Source organism: Nocardioides sp. LMS-CY (assembly GCF_018732145.1).
Taxonomy (GTDB): Bacteria; Actinomycetota; Actinomycetes; order Propionibacteriales; family Nocardioidaceae; genus Nocardioides; species Nocardioides soli.
Genome location: NZ_CP076104.1, coordinates 3316443 through 3331848, shown reverse-complemented (window position 1 = coordinate 3331848; position 15406 = coordinate 3316443). Strand labels below are relative to the sequence as shown.

The following is a 15406-nucleotide window of genomic DNA, read 5'->3' as shown; positions in this document are numbered from 1 at the left end:
GCCTCGCCCCAGATCTGCCACCACGACGCCAAGAGGGGACCTCGTCGGGCGTCAGTCCCGCCAGTCACCACTCGGTGATCTCGCGTGGCGTGCGCGCCCCGTCGAGATCGGCGTTCAGCTGCTCGGCCGGTCGCCGATCACGTGCGGTGACCAGCTCGACGAGCTCGTCCTTGTCGTTGAAGGGCGAGTACACCGAGCCTGCGGAGAGTCCGGCCATCCCCGCGCCAAGTTGTGGCTCTTGTGACGCTTCCGTGGGTGGTTGATCGTGCCTGAACGGCCACACGCCGTTCCTGGTCTACGTTTCTGGCTTGTCTAGGTTCAGAAACTGCTGAGCGGAGAATGGCGTGCGAAACGCCAGCCTATGGCGCGACCTGTTGGGCGTCGAGAACACCGTCATCGAGGACGTCGACTTCGACGAGGTCTCCGAGGTCTCCGAGGTCGTCGTGGTCCATGTCCGACCGCGGCGAGCGCGGAGCGGCCGCTGCGGGAGTTGTGGATCACGAGCTGGGTGGTATGACCGCGGTGAAGGCCGGCGCCGTTGGCGCGGTCTGGACCTGGGCACGATGCAGGTCTTCTTGGAGGCAGACGCTCCACGGGTGAACTGCGCGACCCACGGGCCGACTGTGCGGCAGGTCCCGTGGGCCAGACATGGCGCCGGACACACTCATCGGTTCGATCAGCAGGTTGCCTGGCTGGCCACGCAATGTTCGAAGTCTGCGATCACCCAGCTGATGCGTATCGCCTGGAGGACCGTCGGAGCGATCATCACGCGAGTGCGGGGCGAGACCGCTGCCGGGATTGACGCCTTCGCCGGGTTGCGACGCATCGGGATCGATGGGATCTCCTACAAGCGCAACCACAAGTATCTGACCGTGGTCGTCGATCACGACAGTGGCCGCCTGGTGTGGGCCAGCCCGGGCAGGGACCGCGCGACACTCCACCGATTCTTCGACGCGCTCGAGGAATCCGGCGAAGGTCGATGTGCCCAGATCACCCACGTCACTGCAGATGGCGCTGACTGGATCGCCGACGTGGTCGGTAAGCGATGTCCCCAAGCGATTCGGTGCGCCGACCCGTTCCGCGTAGTCGGCTGGGCAACCGACGCCCTCGACGCGGTGCGCCGCGACGCCTGGAACCAAGTTCGGCGTGCCGGCCACACCAGGACGCACGGCTGGGGAGGAGGCAGGAGCCTCACCGTCGCTACCGGACCCGCCCGGATGCTCAAGCACGCGCGTTTCGCGCTATGGAAGAACCCGGAGAACCTCACCGACCACCAGCGAGTGAAGCTGGAATGGATCGCGAAGACCGATCCCCGGCTCTACCGGGCCTACCTCCTCAAGGAGGGCCTACGGACGATCTTCAAACTGCCTGCCGCGGACGCCGCCGAGGCGCTGGACCGATGGATCGCCTGGGCCCGACGATGCCGCATCGAGTCGTTCGTCAGACTCCAAGCACGCATCGTCCACTACCGCGCCGAGATCCTCGCCGCGATCGAACACGGCCTGTCCAACGGGCTCATCGAATCGGTCAACACCAAGATCCGACTCATTGCCCGCCTCGCGTTCGGGTTCAAATCGCCCGAAGCACTCATCGCCCTGGCCATGCTCAACCTCGGCGGGCACCGCCCCGTCCTGCCCGGCCGATGACCCACGGATCAGTCACAAGAGCCAGAAAAACCGTGGCCGCGAGGCTGTCGCACGAATCGGCGTGGTGTTGCCGCGTTGCGCGAGCCCTCTCCGAGCCGGGAGTCGAAATACTTGACTCGTGGCCTACAACTTCAGCCCGGTCGATCGTGAGCAACTGCTGCTGATGCCGCCCTCGGTGGCGGAGTGGCTTCCTGATGACCATCTGGCGTGGTTCGTGATCGATGTTGTCGCCGAGTTGGATATCTCGGCGTTCTTGACGTCCTACCGGACCGACGGTCGAGGGGGCGCGGCCTACGACCCTCAGATGATGCTCGCGCTGCTTGTCTACGCCTACTGCGTGGGTGAGCGGTCCAGCCGCAAGATCGAGAAGCGGCTGGCCGAGGACGTGGCCTTCCGGGTGGTCGCGGCCAACCAGCAGCCCGACCACGCCACGATCGCGCGGTTCCGCGCCAACCACGAAACCGTGATCGCCGGGCTGTTCGGGCAGATCCTCGCTGTGTGCGCTCGCACGAGGCTGCTGCGGCCCGGGCTGGTCGCGATCGATGGCACCAAGCTGAGCGCCAACGCCTCGCGTGACGCGAGCCGGACCGCGGAGCAGATCGGCCGGGAGCTCGCCGAGGAGATCTTGGCCGAGGCCGAGACGACCGATGCTGTCGAGGATGCCGAGGCAGTCGCTGCGGGGCATGACATGAACGACGGTCCCGACAGTGGTGGTGCTGGTCTTCGTGGCCGCGGTGGTCGACGTGCCCGGTTGCGGGCGCTGCTCGACGAACTCGAGGCCGAGGCTGCGGAGAAGTCCTACGAGGCACACCTGGCCCGCCGTGCCGAGCAGGAGGCGGCCACGGGCAAGCCGATCCGTGGTCGCCGACCCACCCCGGGATCGGCGACCCACAAGTCGCGACGGCAGGCCAACCTCACCGATCCGGACAGTCGCCTGCTCAAGACCAAGGAGGGGTACCTGCAGGGCTACAACGCCCAGGCGGTCGCGACCACCGATCAGTTCGTGGTCGCTGCTGAGGTCACCAACATCGCGATGGACGCACCCGCGTACGCGCCGATGATCACCGCAGCGAAGACGAACCTGAAGGCTGCCGGGGAGAGGCGCCGGGTCCGCAGGGTCGTCGCTGACGCCGGCTACTGGAGTGTCGAGAATGTCGGCATGAGGGGCGTGGAGTCGTTCATCGCGCCTGGACGTGCCCGACAGCTGAAGAAGATCGCCGAGGCTGAGCAGGCCCGTGCCGAGATCCTCGACCGTGTCGAGGCCAAGGAGATCGACACCCTGGAAGCCTCCGAGCGGCTCGGGGTCACCCGGGCCAGGGTCAACCAGCTCCTACGCCGCCGCCGCACCGGTGATCCGGACCCGCTGACCACCACGATGATTGCGAAGCTCGACACCCCACGTGGCCGCAGGACCTACAAGAGGAGAGCACCGAGCATCGAGCCCGTCTTCGCCCAGATCAAACACAACCGAGGGATCCGAACCATCTCCCGCCGCGGCCTGAGCGCCGCGGACAGCGAGTGGAAGCTGATCTGCGCCACCCACAACCTGCTCAAGGTCTACCGGCTCGCCTGAGGGGCCAGGCCCCAGGCCCGTCCAGGGGCTATCTCCCCGGGACCCGAACCCCGCCGAACATTCGTGCGACAGCCTCCCGCCTTGAGGATTTCGTCGTCCTCACGCAGCTTCTTCAACTCGGCCTTTGAGCCGTTTGATCTCGGCCTGCTCATCACTTGTCGCACCGGGTCGGGCACCAGCATTGACGTCCGCCTGGACCAGCCACCGTCGGCGGTCTCGCGCCCGATGCCTAGCTTGGTGGCCACCGCCTGGGCCAGCGCCGTGTCAGAGGGGTAGTCCGACCGGTGGTCGGCAAACATCCTCAACGCGCGTTCCTTCGACGCAGCATCGATCTTCTTCGGCATGCGCTCATCCTCCTGCGAATCATACAGGAGCGGCATCAAAGCCGTGACGGTTCACTTATGGCTGCTGACCTGCGGAATGGTCGTCCGATGAGCCGTTGGGGTGCATTCGGTACGCAGCTCGGCCCCGTTCGGCGGAACCATGTTCGTCGAGTTCAAGTCCGCTGTCATTAGGCGCGGCGATGGCTCCGATCTGAGCCGAACAAGGCCGCGACGCGGACGCGACGCCTCGGACTGCCGCTGTCGGCAGGAGACGTCTTGTCCCGAACCGGAACGATGGATGCCGAATGCCCTCATGCGGCGGCGGCCAGCGAGCCGCGTGCGGCGGGTGGGATGCAACCGCAGGTCTCGCTGCACGGCAGGTAGGTGTGGCTCGGGTGCCCGCATCGGGGGCACGGCGGATCGTGTGACAGGTGCAGATGGGTGGTGGCTTCCGGGATGTCCCACATGATTCACTCCTCCTAGTCCGACCGGATCGATTCGGTGATGACTGCCGAGTTGATGGCGGTGACGGGATCTGTCACGTTGGCCGCTGGCCGTTGCTCATTGGGCGGTGCTGTCGGCGCGGCCTGCCCAGCCGTAGAACGGCTCGCGTTCCCCGGCGTCCCACTGTTCTCGCAAGCCCGGCGCAGTGAGGTCCCAGTCGGGTCGGATCTCCCGAGTCACCTCGCGTAGGTCGTGCCACAGGTCGGTGGTAGATGGCCGACCCCAGAACCAGTAGCCGTTGTAGACCGAGTGGACGATCAGCCCGGGCTTGAGCACGAGGGTGTAAGGGAGCATCGGGTCGTCGATGGGATCGGTGTACTCCGCGATGCCGAGATCGCGCTGCACGACTCGGTGCGGGTCGGAAAGGAACGGCCACTGCGCACCGACCGCGTCGTGGAACTCCTGAGTGCCCCGCAGCTTGTCCGGCGTGATGGTTGCGACCTTCGTGTAGGCGACCGCGATCTTCGGATAGAAGGCTGCGAGGTCGAGGTGTTGTTGGTGCTCCTTCGGGCAGTAGCCGCCGCGCGCGAGGGTGAGGATCATCGGGTCGAGGCCCTGGATGTCGCTGAGTCTGCGTCGGGTGCCGACGTGGTCAGGCAGTTCGTAGTCCGGGAAGGTTCCCCCGGGCGTCAGTGCGGGATGCATGGTGATTTCCTCGATGTCTTCAGACGTGTGTCCGGTGGCTTCGCTCGAGCGTGGTCGCACGCCACTCCTCGAACGTCCTGGTGGTGGTCCGCCAGGCGGGCAGCAGTGCATCGGTGCCAGGCTCAAGTCGAGCGCCCAGGTAGAACGCAGCGTGGTCGGCCTCGACCGGTCGCAGGTCGCCGGCTCCCGCGAGCATCTGGCGCGCCAGCTCATCGAGGAAATGGACCTCTGGGCCTGCGAACTCGAACGCGCCGTTCAGCGGCGCTCCGAGGGCCAGCCGGACGATCTCGGCGGCGACGTCGTCTGCTGCGACGGGCTGCACCCGGACCGGCGGAAGGCGGACGAGGTGCGTGGTGGCGACGTGGTCGACGAGCCGGGGGACGAACTCATGCAGCATCGTGGTGCGGAGCAGGGTGTGGGGCGTGGGCGCCTCGGTCACCAGGCGTTCCTGCGCGGCCTTTCCGCGGAAGAACTCGCTGTCGATGCTCGGCGCGCCGATGATCGAGACGCCGACGTGGTGCTGCACGCCAGTCTCGTGCTCGGCGAACAGCACGTTGCGGGTGCAGGTCTCGAAGAAGTCGTGGGCCTGCTCGTAGTCGTACGCCGGCCGGTTCATGTTGGTGGCGTCGACGACGACGTCCGCTCCCCCGAAGAGGTCGACAAGGCCGCGGCCGCTGTAGGCGTCGATGCCTGTCCGCAGCGAGCCGACGGTAACGTCCGCCCCGTGGTCCCTCAGTCGGTTGACCACCCGGGAACCGATCAGTCCGGTCCCGCCGACCACGACGACGTGCATGGCGTCTTCCTCTCGCTAGAACGTTGATGCAGCCTTCGACCGGACCGGAAGCTCCGGCGTGACGTCACACCCGAGGACGCTGCCCGGTCGGTGGGGACGGCGGAGCGAAGGTCGAGTCGCAGGTAAGGACGGGACTCACCGGGTTTCACCGGGGCGGACCGAGATGTGTCCGTCAGGCCGGAAGCAGAGAGCGACTGGACCCGCTCGTCACCCTCCTCCGCCCGCCTGCTGTCACATGCGCCACGGCTGCGCGGTCGAACGTGCTGCATCACGGACTTCCAACCAGAGAGGTGTTCCCATGAAGGTCGTCGTCATCGGTGGCACGGGGCTGATCGGCTCCAAGGTCATCGAGAAGCTCAGCGCTCACGGCCACGAGGCCGTCCCGGCCGCGCCGCAGACCGGCTGCAACACTATCACCAACGAGGGTGTCGACGAGGCGATCGCCGGCGCGGACGTCGTGGTCGACGTCTCCAACTCCCCATCGTTCGCCGACGACGACGTGCTGGACTTCTTCACCACCTCCACCGGCAACCTGATCGAGGCCGCGAAGAAGGCCGGCGTCGGTCACTACGTCGCGCTCTCGGTGGTCGGGTGTGACCGGCTGCCCGACAGCGGGTACCTGCGTGCCAAGGTCGCCCAGGAGAAGCTCATCGCCGGGTCCGGCATCCCGCACTGCATTGTGCGCGCCACACAGTTCTTCGAGTTCGGGAAGTCGATCGCCGACGCCGCCACCGTCAACGGGCAGGTCCACCTCCCGCCCGCGTACTTCCAGCCCATGTCCTCCGACGACGTCGCCGCGGCCGTGGGTCGCCAGGCCGTCGGCGCACCGGTCGACGGCGTCGTCGAGGTCGGCGGACCCGAGAAGTTCCGCATGAGCGAGTTCGTCGCCGGCGCTCTGGAACGGACCGGAGACCCGCGTGTCGTGGTGTCCGACCCGCACGCGAAGTACTTCGGCACCGAGATCGACGACCAGAGCCTGGTGCCAGGCCCGGACGCCCTGCTCGGCGAGACGACGTACGACGCCTGGGTTGCGGCGAACGCCCGCTGACCATGCGTACCGGAGCTGGGCGGCGCCGCGTGATGGGCGCCCGGACGATCGACGAGGCCAACAGGACCGCGACCCCGCTGGAGCTGCTCTTCGACCTCACGTTCGTCACCGCGATCGCCCAACTCGCCGCCCGGCTCGCACATGCGACGGTCGACGGCCACGCGCCGTCGGCCGTCGCGCCGTTCCTGATGACGTTCTTCGCGATCTGGTGGGCCTGGATGAACTTCACCTGGTTCGCCTCGGCCTACGACTGCGACGATGTGCCCTACCGCCTGACGGCCTTCGTCCAGATGGGTGGCGTGCTGGTGCTCGCGGCCGGCACCGGGCGAGCCTTCGACCATGGCGATTACACCGCGGTGACGCTCGGCTACCTCATCATGCGCGCCGGTTTGCTCGGCCTCTGGATCCGGGCAGCGGTGCAGCACCCGGAGGGCCGCGTGGCGTCGGTGCGGTACGCCGGCGGCGTGGCGACGCTCGAGGTGCTCTGGCTGGCTCGGCTCGCCTTCGGCGAGCACGCGGCGGTCGCGACCTTCCTCGTCCTGGTCGTCCTCGAGCTGATGGTGCCGGTCTGGGCCGAGCGGCACAGTCCGACCAGTTGGCATCCGCACCACATCGCGGAGCGCTACGCGCTGTTCACGATCATTCTGCTCGGTGAGAGCGTCTTCGCCTCCACGACCGCCGTCGTGGCCGTCGTAGAGCATGCCGCGGACCTCGAGCTCGTCGCGGTGTCCGTCTCGAGCCTGGCGATCGTCGCCGCGCTCTGGTGGCTCTACTTCGCCGTGCCGGCCGGTGCCGGTCTGGAGGCTCACCGACAGTGGTCCTTCGTCTGGGGCTATGGCCATTACCTCACCTTTGCCGCGCTCGCTGCCCTCGGCGCTGGTCTCGAGGTCGCGGTGGTGGTGAGCTCCGGAGCTCACGCTCACCTTGCTGCACGCGGCGCGGTCGCGGCGGTAGCGCTCCCTGTCGCGATCGTGATCGTGATGGTGGAGCTGCTGCGCGTGGAGGACGGATCGGCCCGACTCCGTCCGGTGACGGTGCTCGCACTGCTCCTGCTCGGGTCGATCACGGCCGGCGCCGCTCAGCTCGGCCTGGCCATCGGGGTGTTCCTGGTGGCCGTGACCGTGGCCGCCGCCGTGACGGTCGACCTCACCGTTCCCGCACGATCGAGGAGTTGGGCATGAAGACCATCAGCGCCAAACACGTCAGCACGAAGCGCATCGTCGTCGTCGGCGGCGGGTACGCCGGCTTCTACACGGCGTGGGGTCTCGAGAGGCGGCTGCGTCGCGGCGAGGCATCGGTGACGGTCATCGATCCTGCGCCGTACATGACCTATCAGCCCTTCCTCCCCGAGGTCGCTGCCGGCTCGATCGAAGCGCGACACGCGGTCGTCCCGCTGCGCAGGCACCTGCGCCGTACCGAGGTCGTCAGCGGCCGCGCCACCTCCATCGACCACGGCTCGCGCACCGTGACGGTCCGGCTGGTCGACGGATCGACCACCACGATCGGGTACGACGAGGTGGTCGTCACCGCGGGCGCGGTCACGCGCGTGCACCCGGTGCCGGGAGTCGCGGACGCCGCCATTGGCCTGAAGCGCATCGAGGAGGCAGTCGCGATCCGCGATGCCGTCTTGACGGCGTTCGACGAGGCGGCCAGCCTGCCTCCGGGGGCGGCGCGGAGTCGGCGACTCACAGTCACCTTCATCGGCGGTGGGTTCGCGGGTGTCGAGGGCTTCGCCGAGGTGCTGAGCCTCGCGCACGCGCTGATCCGGTCACATCCGGAGCTCTCCCGGGACGAGGTGACCTTCCACCTCGTCGATGCGGGCGACCACCTCCTGCCCGAGGTCGGGCCGCGCGCCCGGGAGTGGGTGCGTCGGCACCTGGAGCGGCGCGGTGCGCTCGTCCACCTGCGTACCACGGTGACGTCGCTGGTCGGGGGGAACGTGACGCTGTCGACGGGTGAGACGTTCGAGTCGGGACTGGTGGTGTGGACCGCCGGCATCACAGCCAACCCGGTGATCGCCCGGCACACCGATCTGCCGATCGACGACCGCGGTCTGGTCGTGGTCCGGCCGGATCTCCGGGTGGGCACTGTCGAGGACCCCGTCGACCATGCCTGGGCAGCCGGTGACGACGCAGCGGTCCCTGACCTGGCTCGCGAGCGCGGTGCCTACACGGTGCCCAACGCGCAGCACGCCGTCCGCCAGGGGAAGCGGCTGGCCACGAACCTCGTCGCCACTCTCCGCGGACGACGGCCGCGGGACTATCGCCACCGCAGTCTCGGCGTCATCGCCACCCTGGGCCTCGGGCACGGCATCTTCCAGTCCGGCCCGGTCACGATCACCGGCTTCCCGGCCTGGGTCGTGCACCGGGGCTACCACGTGCTCGCCGTCCCGACCTGGGAGCGCAAGCTCCGGGTGTCCATCGGATGGCTCGGCGGGCTCGTTCTGGGCCGCGACATCGCGTCGCTTCAGACCGTCCAGCAACCGCGCGCGGCGTTTCGGGAGGATGCTGGGCAGCGCCGTCTGGCGTGAGGGAGGGCGTGTGCGAGCCGCATTCATCGAACGTCGTGGTCCTGCCGACGAGATCCGATACGGGGACCTGCCGGTCCCTGAGCCGGGACCGGGTGACCTCCTCGTGCGCGTGGAGGCCGTCGCGGTCAACCCGGTCGACACGTTCGTGCGCAGCGGGGCATACCCGACGCCGTTGCCGTTCCCTTTCGTGGTCGGCCGCGACCTGGTGGGCACGGTGGTGGCCAGCGGGCCGGGAGTGTCCAGCTTCCGGATCGGCGATCGGGTGTGGTCGAACAGCCTGGGCCACGATGGTCGGCAGGGTGCCGCGGCCGAGTATGCCGTCGTAGGCGCCGACCGTCTCTACCGTGCGCCCGCCGGGGTGGACCCCGTGGCCCTGGTGGCGGTGGTGCACCCGGCGGCAACGGCGTACCTCGCGCTGCACGTGCACGGTGATATGCGTAGCGGTGACACGGTGCTCGTGGCCGGGGCGGCGGGGCACGTCGGCCGGGCGGCGACCGTCCTGGCCGATTGTGCCGGAGCCCGGGTGGTCGCCACCGCGGGCGGTGGGGACGTCGATGCGTGCCGGGAGCTCGGCGCCGACATCGTCGCGGACTATCGCGACCCTGACGTTGCTCGCACGCTTGCCGAGGCCGTCCCCGACGGTGTCGACGTGCACCTGGACACGTCGGGTCGTCACGACCTCGCAAGGGCCCTGGCGCTGATGGCGTGCCGTGGGCGGATCGTGGCGATGGCCGGCATCAACGCCCGTCCGGTCCTGCCGGTCGGTCCGCTCTACACGCGCGACATCCGCATCGTCGGGTTCGCGATCAGCAACGCCTCGGTCTCCGATCTGGCCTCTGCGGCGCGCCGGGTCAACCAGCTGGTCGCCGAGGGTGTCCTCGACGCAGGCCCCATCGAGGTCCTTCCGCTGAGCGACGCCGCGACCGCGCACCTTCGGGTCGAACGTGGTGAGGTCCGCGGTGTGCGGCTGGTCCTGGTGCCGTCGCTCGACTGAGGTCGGCGATCGGCAGCAGGAACCAGTGACGCTGGACGCACCGGATGCGGGCGTGCTCGATTGGGCCGTCGGTGCTCTCGAGGACGTCGCGCCACTCCAGCTCCGCGGGGCGGCCGCACTCGGGGCAGGTCGTCAGGTCCATCACGGTCACGCCACCCGATCGTGCTCGATGAGCTCGTGCTCGACCACGACGCGGTGATCGGCGTCGAGGGGAGCGTGGATCTCGGAGTAGGCACCGTCCGGTGCGCGCACGATCCGTCCGGTCTCGAACCCATGTGCCGCAACCTCACGCTCGTGGGCGACCAGGCCGACGCAGATCCACCTGGCGACCTGGAACGCGACGAGCGGTCCGAGCACCAACAGGGAGCGCAGTGCGAGCACCTGGTGCTCGAAGGCGATGCTCAGCTGCGTCGTGACTAGATCGGTGGCACCCGCGCCCCACAGGATGAGGAAGAAGACGATCCCCGCGACGCCCAGGGGCGTACGGACCGGGTGCTCCCGTGGGCGGTCGAGCAGGTGGTGCTCGCGGCGGTCGCGTGTGGCGCGAGCCTCGAGAAAGGGCCACAGCACTACCGTGGCGAGAAAGGCTCCCACCACGGCCTGGGGGACCAGCACCCCGAGTGGCACGGTGCCGCCGAGGGCGCTCACCTCCCACCCGGAGGGGACCAGCCGGAGCGCGCCGTCGAGGAACCCGGTGTACCAGTCGGGCTGGCTGCCGGCGGAGGCGTGACCGGCCGAGGATGGCCCGTACTTCCACAGCGGGTTGATGGCGACCGTGCCGCCGAGCAGGACGAGGACGCCGCTGGTGACGAGGAACAGGCCGAGTCCGCGCACCACCACCGCGGCGAGCGGCAGTCCGACGACGTTCTGATCGGACCGGCCGGGGCCTGGGAACTGGGCCGGTAGCCGGCGGACAGCGAGCCGGAAGCGGAGCGCGAGCACCGCGAGGAGGAGGCCCGGGACGACCGCGACGTGCAGCCAGTACATGCGCTCGATGACCTTCCCGGGGAACTCCCCGCCGAGCAGCAGGAACGACGCGTGCGTGCCGACCACCGGGATGCCGAGGAGGATGCTCTGGGCGATCCGCAGACCGGTGCCGGCGAGCATGTCGTCGGGGAGGCCGTAGCCGCTCCAGCCTCCGGCCAGGGCGAGCAGGAACGTGAACGACAGGAGCACCCAGCTCCACTGTCGAGGCCGCCGGAAGCCACCCGTGAAGAAGGTGCTCAGCATCTGCAGCACGAGTGAGGCAGGGAGCACGAGTGCGGCCCAGTGGTGCGTCTGACGCACGAGCATCCCACCGGGAACCTCCAGCGAGATGTGGAGCGTGCTCGCATAGGCCTCCGAGACGGGGACACCCTGGAGCAACGGGTAGCTCCCGTCGTAGCGGATCGGGTCGTTCGACGGGTTGAAGAAGTAGAGCAGGATGACGCCGGTCACGGCCAGGATGACCAGGCAGCTCAGCGAGATGACGCCGAGCAGCAGGGTCCAGTGCAGGGGAATGGCACGGTTGGCGAGTCGGTCGGCGGATCGCAGTCGCATGGTCGGTTCCTCTGGTCGTGACGACGACCTTCCGCGGGTGGGCTGGTCGGCCCACCCGCGGATCGGTCAGGCTGCGTCGGCGGCGGTGCAGGCGGCGAGCGCCTCGAAGATCACCTCGGTGACCTCGTCGGGGTGGGAGACACCGACGGCGTGTGAGGCACCCGCGATCTCCCGAACGCCGCGAGCGCCGGCCCGCGCGGCCTCGTCGCGCAGCTCCGCGGCCGGGATGTTGCGGTCCTCGGTGGCGATCACGAACCAACTCGGCGAGGTCTGCCAGCCGGGCTGGTCGGTCGGCAGGCCCTCTTGGAGGGCGTGCTCGGTGACCGGTCGCTGGGTCCTTGCCATCAGCCCGGCGGTCTTCGCGGGCAGGTCGGCGCAGAACTGCTGGTGGAAGGCGTCGAGTCGGATGGCGAGCTCGTTGCCGCCGGTGCTGACCGGGTAGGCGGTGAGCGCGTCGCCCAGCGTGCTGCCCGGCTTGCGGGTCGAGAGGTCGAAGGCGCTCTCGTTCTCGTCGGGGGCGAAGGCCGCGACGTAGACGAGGCCGACGACGGCGGGGTTCGCCGCCCCGGCAGCGCCGGTGATGACGATGCCGCCGTAGGAGTGGCCGACCAGCAGGACGGGCCGGCCGAGACCGGCGATCACGTCGCGCACGTACGTCGCGTCGTTGCGCACGCCGTGGAGCGGGTTGGCGACGGCCACGGCATCGACTCCGTTGGCGTGGAGTCGCTCGATCACGCCGTTCCAGCTCGAGGACTCGGCGAAGGCGCCGTGCACGAGGACGACGACGGGGGACTGCTCGGACATGGTGTGCTCTCTCTTTCGTGGGATCGATCAGGCCGCGAAGGCCTTGCGGAGGACGTGGACGGCCTGCTCGATGGCGCCCGTGCTGGCGGCCGACGGCCGGAGCGGGTTGAGCATCATGAAGTCGTGGATCGTCGCGTTGTAGCGAACCGACGTGGTGCGCACGCCGGCCTCGAGGAGGCGACGCGCGTAGGCCTCGCCCTCGTCGCGCAGGACGTCGTTCTCGTCGACGACGACGAATGCCTCGGGCAGCCCGGCGAGCTCCTCGAGCGTCGCGCGCAGCGGGGAAGCGGTGATCTCGCCGCGCCGGTCCTGGTCGGGCAAGTAGGCGTCCCAGAACCAGGCCATGGACTTGGCGAGCAGGAACGGCCCGTCGGCGAACTCGACGTAGCTGTCGGTGTCCTGCGCGGCGTCGGTGACCGGGTAGTACAGCGACTGGTGGCAGAACGTCACGTCGCCGCGCTGCTTGGCCATGATCGCGACGGCCGCGGCCATGTTGCCGCCGACCGAGTCCCCGGCCACCGCGAGCCGGGACGGGTCGAGACCCTCGTCGGCGCCGTGCGCGGTGACCCACCGGGCGGTGGCGTAGGCCTGCTCGATCGCGACCGGGTAGCGGGCCTCGGGGGAGCGGTCGTACTCGACGAACACGACGGCGGCGTCGACACCGGTCGCCAGGTCGCGAACCAGACGGTCGTGGGTCTGGGCGTTGCCCAGGACCCAGCCGCCGCCGTGGATGTAGAGGATCACGGGCAGCGGCTCCGTGCTCACCACGGGCGTGACGATTCGGACACGAACGTCCCCGACCTCGGCCGGGACGGTGACCCACTTCTCGTCCACGTCCGGCTTGTCGATCGGCTGCAACTGCACGTCGTCGAGGACCTTGCGGGCCTGCTCGGGCGTCATCTCGTAGAAGTACGGCGGGTTCGCGGTGGCGTCGGCGATCGCCTGCGCTTCGGGCTCCAGGTGGTTCTTGCTCATGGGGACTCCTTCAGATGCTGGATGGCTGGTGTGTGGTCGTCAGCGGGTGGCGCGGACGGCGGCGGTGATGACCCGCGTGACGGCCACGGGGTCGCTGATCAGGCCGAGGTGGCCAGCCTTGAAGCGGGCGATGGTCGATCCCGCCTTGACAGCCATCTCGTGCTGCGCCGTGGCGGGGATGACCAGGTCCTTGGTGCCGATCAGGTACCAGCTCGGGATCGTGTCCCAGGCCGGCGTGCCCGACGCTTCGTTGAGAGAGCCGAGGGTGACCGGGCGCTGGGTCGCCCAGAGCGTCTGGGCCTTTGCGCGACCGAGTCCGGTGGCGAACGACTTCAGGAACGTCGACCTCTTCAGGTAGACGTCGCTCTCCGGGGTCGGCGGCAGCTGCGCCGGCACGAAGTCGAAGATCGTGGTCGGGTCGGGCACCGACAGCGCCGACTTGGGGCCGGCGAGCTCCGCGACGGTCTCGCCCTCCGCTGGCACCGAGCCGTTGACGAAGACGAGTGCTCGCACGTCGGGGTCGCCGGTCGCGGCGTTGGTGATGACGCTCGCGCCGTAGGAGTGGCCGACGAGCACGATCGGTCCGTCGATGGTCTCGAGGATCGCGTCGAGGTAGGCCGAGTCCGAGGCGAGGGAGCGCAGCGGGTTCGCGGGCGCGAGGACCGGGTAGCCGTCGCTCTGCAGTCGCCGTACGACACGACTCCAACTGGAGGCGTCGGCCCAGGCGCCGTGCACCAACACGATCGTCGGCTTGTCGCCGCCGCGCTCGGTCCCGCGGGCCTCCGCGGCGGTGGGGACCGTGGCGGTGCCGAGTGTGAGGGCGCCGACGAGGAGCGCGGCGCGGAGACGGCGGCGGCGCGCGTTGCGCCGGGCGGCACGGGCGGTGGGGGTCATGGTGACGTCCTTTTCTCGGGAAGGGACTGATGTGGACGGGTAGGACGACCGAGCACCGACCCGGCGCGTGACAGTCACGCGCTCCGTGGGCGCTCCCATGGCCGAACGGTTCTGACGCTGGTCAGCTGTTCGTGCCAGGTAAGGAGGTCGTCGTAGGTCAGCGGCGGGCCCGTGGGGGCTCGGTCGGCGTCGGCGAGCGTTGGCTCGCTCAGCCGCAGGGGCTGGACGCCGACGAGGAGGAGCAGGGTGAGCAGTTCGCCGACGACTCGGCGCAGCCCTGGACGTCCGCAGGCCGGGCAGCAGAAGAGCAACTCCGCGTCGGCGCGTGGCTCGGCGTCCATTCGGAGGATCGCGGCATCCATGTCCACGGCGATCTCCTCGTCGCAGTTCGTGCAGGCCAGCAGGACCTCGGTCACGCCCATCACCTCCGTCGGTCAGGTCACAACGCCGACCGAGTCGTCGAGGCGCTCGTGACATGGCACCCTGCCCGTCGCAGATGCCCGTCACAGCTGCCCGTCACAGATGGCTCGGTCACCCGGTCGGAGAGTCAGGCAGTGAAGCCCGAGCCGAAGGTGGTCAGCATGTCCCGGGTCATCGAGACCGCTCGTCTGGTGCTGCGACCCTGGCAGGTGTCCGATGCCGATGCGGCGCTGGCGATCTACGCGGACCCGGCCGTGCGGCGCTGGTTGGCACCTGCGGACCTGCCGATGACCGCCGGTGAGATGCGCCTTCGCCTGCAGCAGTGGCGCACCGACGATCTGACCAGCACCGGGTGCATCGGCCACTGGGCCGTCGCCGATAGCAGCACGTCGGTGGTGGTCGGGGCGATGGTCCTGGACCACGCGCCCGGGACCGAGAGCCTGGCCATCGGGTGGGCACTCGCGGCCGAGGCTCGCGGGCGCGGCTATGCCACCGAAGCCGGAGACGCCCTGGTCCGCTGGGCCATCCACGAAAGGGGTGCGGTCGAGGTGTTCGCGCTTGTCCAGCCCGGCAATGTTCGCGCCCGGTCGACGGCCGAGCGGATCGGGATGGAGTGGGTGACCGAGCTGGGACATCTCGACGGGGGCGGACGCTACCAGGTGTACCGGATCCGGCACGGCGACCTGGACTACGAGGACGAGGCCTGACGGCCCACGTG

At 69.2% G+C, this 15406-nt stretch carries 16 protein-coding genes; 7 read left to right on the top strand and 9 right to left on the bottom strand.

Annotated features, from left to right (window positions below):
• Positions 1–64: 64 nt before the first annotated feature.
• Positions 65–217 (bottom strand): hypothetical protein, encoded by a 153-nt coding sequence (locus KM427_RS15920; protein WP_215524510.1) that lies wholly within the window; start codon positions 215–217, stop codon positions 65–67.
• A gap of 127 nt (positions 218–344) precedes the next feature.
• Here KM427_RS15920 and KM427_RS15915 point away from each other — a divergent pair, with 127 nt between their 5' ends.
• Both KM427_RS15915 and KM427_RS15910 read left to right on the top strand, forming a co-directional pair.
• On the top strand, positions 345–1646 hold the full coding sequence (locus KM427_RS15915; RefSeq protein WP_215524509.1) for an ISL3 family transposase: 1302 nt from the start codon (positions 345–347) through the stop codon (positions 1644–1646).
• 118 nt (positions 1647–1764) lie between these two features.
• A complete protein-coding gene (locus KM427_RS15910; RefSeq protein WP_215524508.1) occupies positions 1765–3219 on the top strand; it encodes an IS1182 family transposase in 1455 nt (484 codons plus the stop codon).
• Here KM427_RS15910 and KM427_RS15905 read toward each other — a convergent pair.
• From KM427_RS15905 to KM427_RS15895, 3 genes are all read right to left on the bottom strand, one after another.
• Positions 3204–3563 carry a hypothetical protein gene (locus tag KM427_RS15905; RefSeq protein ID WP_215524507.1) on the bottom strand — a complete coding sequence of 120 codons (360 nt, stop codon included), beginning with the start codon at positions 3561–3563 and terminating at the stop codon, positions 3204–3206. The genes KM427_RS15910 and KM427_RS15905 overlap by 16 nt on opposite strands.
• Positions 3564–4103: 540 nt before the next feature.
• On the bottom strand, positions 4104–4751 hold the full coding sequence (locus KM427_RS15900) for a redoxin domain-containing protein (protein ID WP_215524506.1): 648 nt from the start codon (positions 4749–4751) through the stop codon (positions 4104–4106).
• On the bottom strand, positions 4711–5484 hold the full coding sequence (locus tag KM427_RS15895) for an SDR family oxidoreductase (protein ID WP_215524505.1): 774 nt from the start codon (positions 5482–5484) through the stop codon (positions 4711–4713). The genes KM427_RS15900 and KM427_RS15895 overlap by 41 nt, the downstream gene beginning before the upstream one ends.
• Positions 5485–5782: 298 nt before the next feature.
• Here KM427_RS15895 and KM427_RS15890 point away from each other — a divergent pair, with 298 nt between their 5' ends.
• From KM427_RS15890 to KM427_RS15875, 4 genes are read left to right on the top strand one after another with little or no spacing between them, the layout of a single operon-like run.
• On the top strand, positions 5783–6532 hold the full coding sequence (locus tag KM427_RS15890) for an SDR family oxidoreductase (RefSeq protein ID WP_215524504.1): 750 nt from the start codon (positions 5783–5785) through the stop codon (positions 6530–6532).
• Between the two features lie 2 nt (positions 6533–6534).
• Positions 6535–7713 (top strand): low temperature requirement protein A, encoded by a 1179-nt coding sequence (locus KM427_RS15885; protein WP_215524503.1) that lies wholly within the window; start codon positions 6535–6537, stop codon positions 7711–7713.
• Positions 7710–9062 (top strand): NAD(P)/FAD-dependent oxidoreductase, encoded by a 1353-nt coding sequence (locus KM427_RS15880; protein WP_215524502.1) that lies wholly within the window; start codon positions 7710–7712, stop codon positions 9060–9062. The genes KM427_RS15885 and KM427_RS15880 overlap by 4 nt, the downstream gene beginning before the upstream one ends.
• A complete protein-coding gene (locus tag KM427_RS15875) occupies positions 9037–10056 on the top strand; it encodes an NADPH:quinone reductase (RefSeq protein ID WP_215524501.1) in 1020 nt (339 codons plus the stop codon). The genes KM427_RS15880 and KM427_RS15875 overlap by 26 nt, the downstream gene beginning before the upstream one ends.
• Before the next feature lie 147 nt (positions 10057–10203).
• On the opposite strand, the gene qcrB is transcribed toward KM427_RS15875, so the two are convergent.
• The 5 genes from qcrB to KM427_RS15850 form a co-directional block, all read right to left on the bottom strand.
• Positions 10204–11595, bottom strand: coding sequence for a cytochrome bc1 complex cytochrome b subunit (qcrB, locus tag KM427_RS15870; RefSeq protein ID WP_215524500.1), 1392 nt, complete (start codon positions 11593–11595; stop codon positions 10204–10206).
• 66 nt (positions 11596–11661) lie between these two features.
• A complete protein-coding gene (locus KM427_RS15865) occupies positions 11662–12399 on the bottom strand; it encodes an alpha/beta fold hydrolase (protein ID WP_215524499.1) in 738 nt (245 codons plus the stop codon).
• A 27-nt stretch (positions 12400–12426) separates the two neighbouring features.
• Positions 12427–13374, bottom strand: coding sequence for an alpha/beta hydrolase (locus tag KM427_RS15860; protein WP_215524498.1), 948 nt, complete (start codon positions 13372–13374; stop codon positions 12427–12429).
• A 39-nt stretch (positions 13375–13413) separates the two neighbouring features.
• Positions 13414–14268, bottom strand: coding sequence for an alpha/beta fold hydrolase (locus KM427_RS15855; protein WP_215524497.1), 855 nt, complete (start codon positions 14266–14268; stop codon positions 13414–13416).
• A 74-nt stretch (positions 14269–14342) separates the two neighbouring features.
• Positions 14343–14684: a hypothetical protein gene (locus KM427_RS15850; RefSeq protein ID WP_215524496.1), complete on the bottom strand. Its 342-nt coding sequence runs from the start codon at positions 14682–14684 to the stop codon at positions 14343–14345.
• Between the two features lie 138 nt (positions 14685–14822).
• Between KM427_RS15850 and KM427_RS15845 the strand changes: the two genes are divergently transcribed.
• Positions 14823–15395: a GNAT family N-acetyltransferase gene (locus KM427_RS15845; RefSeq protein WP_215524495.1), complete on the top strand. Its 573-nt coding sequence runs from the start codon at positions 14823–14825 to the stop codon at positions 15393–15395.
• Positions 15396–15406 lie beyond the last annotated feature (11 nt).

Coding starts and splice junctions, on each gene's coding strand:
- KM427_RS15920 (WP_215524510.1), bottom strand. CDS start 217: ATGGCCGGACTCTCCGCAGGCTCGGTGTACTCGCCCTTCAACGACAAG.
- KM427_RS15905 (WP_215524507.1), bottom strand. CDS start 3,563: ATGCCGAAGAAGATCGATGCTGCGTCGAAGGAACGCGCGTTGAGGATG.
- KM427_RS15895 (WP_215524505.1), bottom strand. CDS start 5,484: ATGCACGTCGTCGTGGTCGGCGGGACCGGACTGATCGGTTCCCGGGTG.
- KM427_RS15890 (WP_215524504.1), top strand. CDS start 5,783: ATGAAGGTCGTCGTCATCGGTGGCACGGGGCTGATCGGCTCCAAGGTC.
- KM427_RS15885 (WP_215524503.1), top strand. CDS start 6,535: ATGCGTACCGGAGCTGGGCGGCGCCGCGTGATGGGCGCCCGGACGATC.
- KM427_RS15880 (WP_215524502.1), top strand. CDS start 7,710: ATGAAGACCATCAGCGCCAAACACGTCAGCACGAAGCGCATCGTCGTC.
- KM427_RS15875 (WP_215524501.1), top strand. CDS start 9,037: ATGCTGGGCAGCGCCGTCTGGCGTGAGGGAGGGCGTGTGCGAGCCGCA.
- qcrB (WP_215524500.1), bottom strand. CDS start 11,595: ATGCGACTGCGATCCGCCGACCGACTCGCCAACCGTGCCATTCCCCTG.
- KM427_RS15865 (WP_215524499.1), bottom strand. CDS start 12,399: ATGTCCGAGCAGTCCCCCGTCGTCGTCCTCGTGCACGGCGCCTTCGCC.
- KM427_RS15860 (WP_215524498.1), bottom strand. CDS start 13,374: ATGAGCAAGAACCACCTGGAGCCCGAAGCGCAGGCGATCGCCGACGCC.
- KM427_RS15855 (WP_215524497.1), bottom strand. CDS start 14,268: ATGACCCCCACCGCCCGTGCCGCCCGGCGCAACGCGCGCCGCCGCCGT.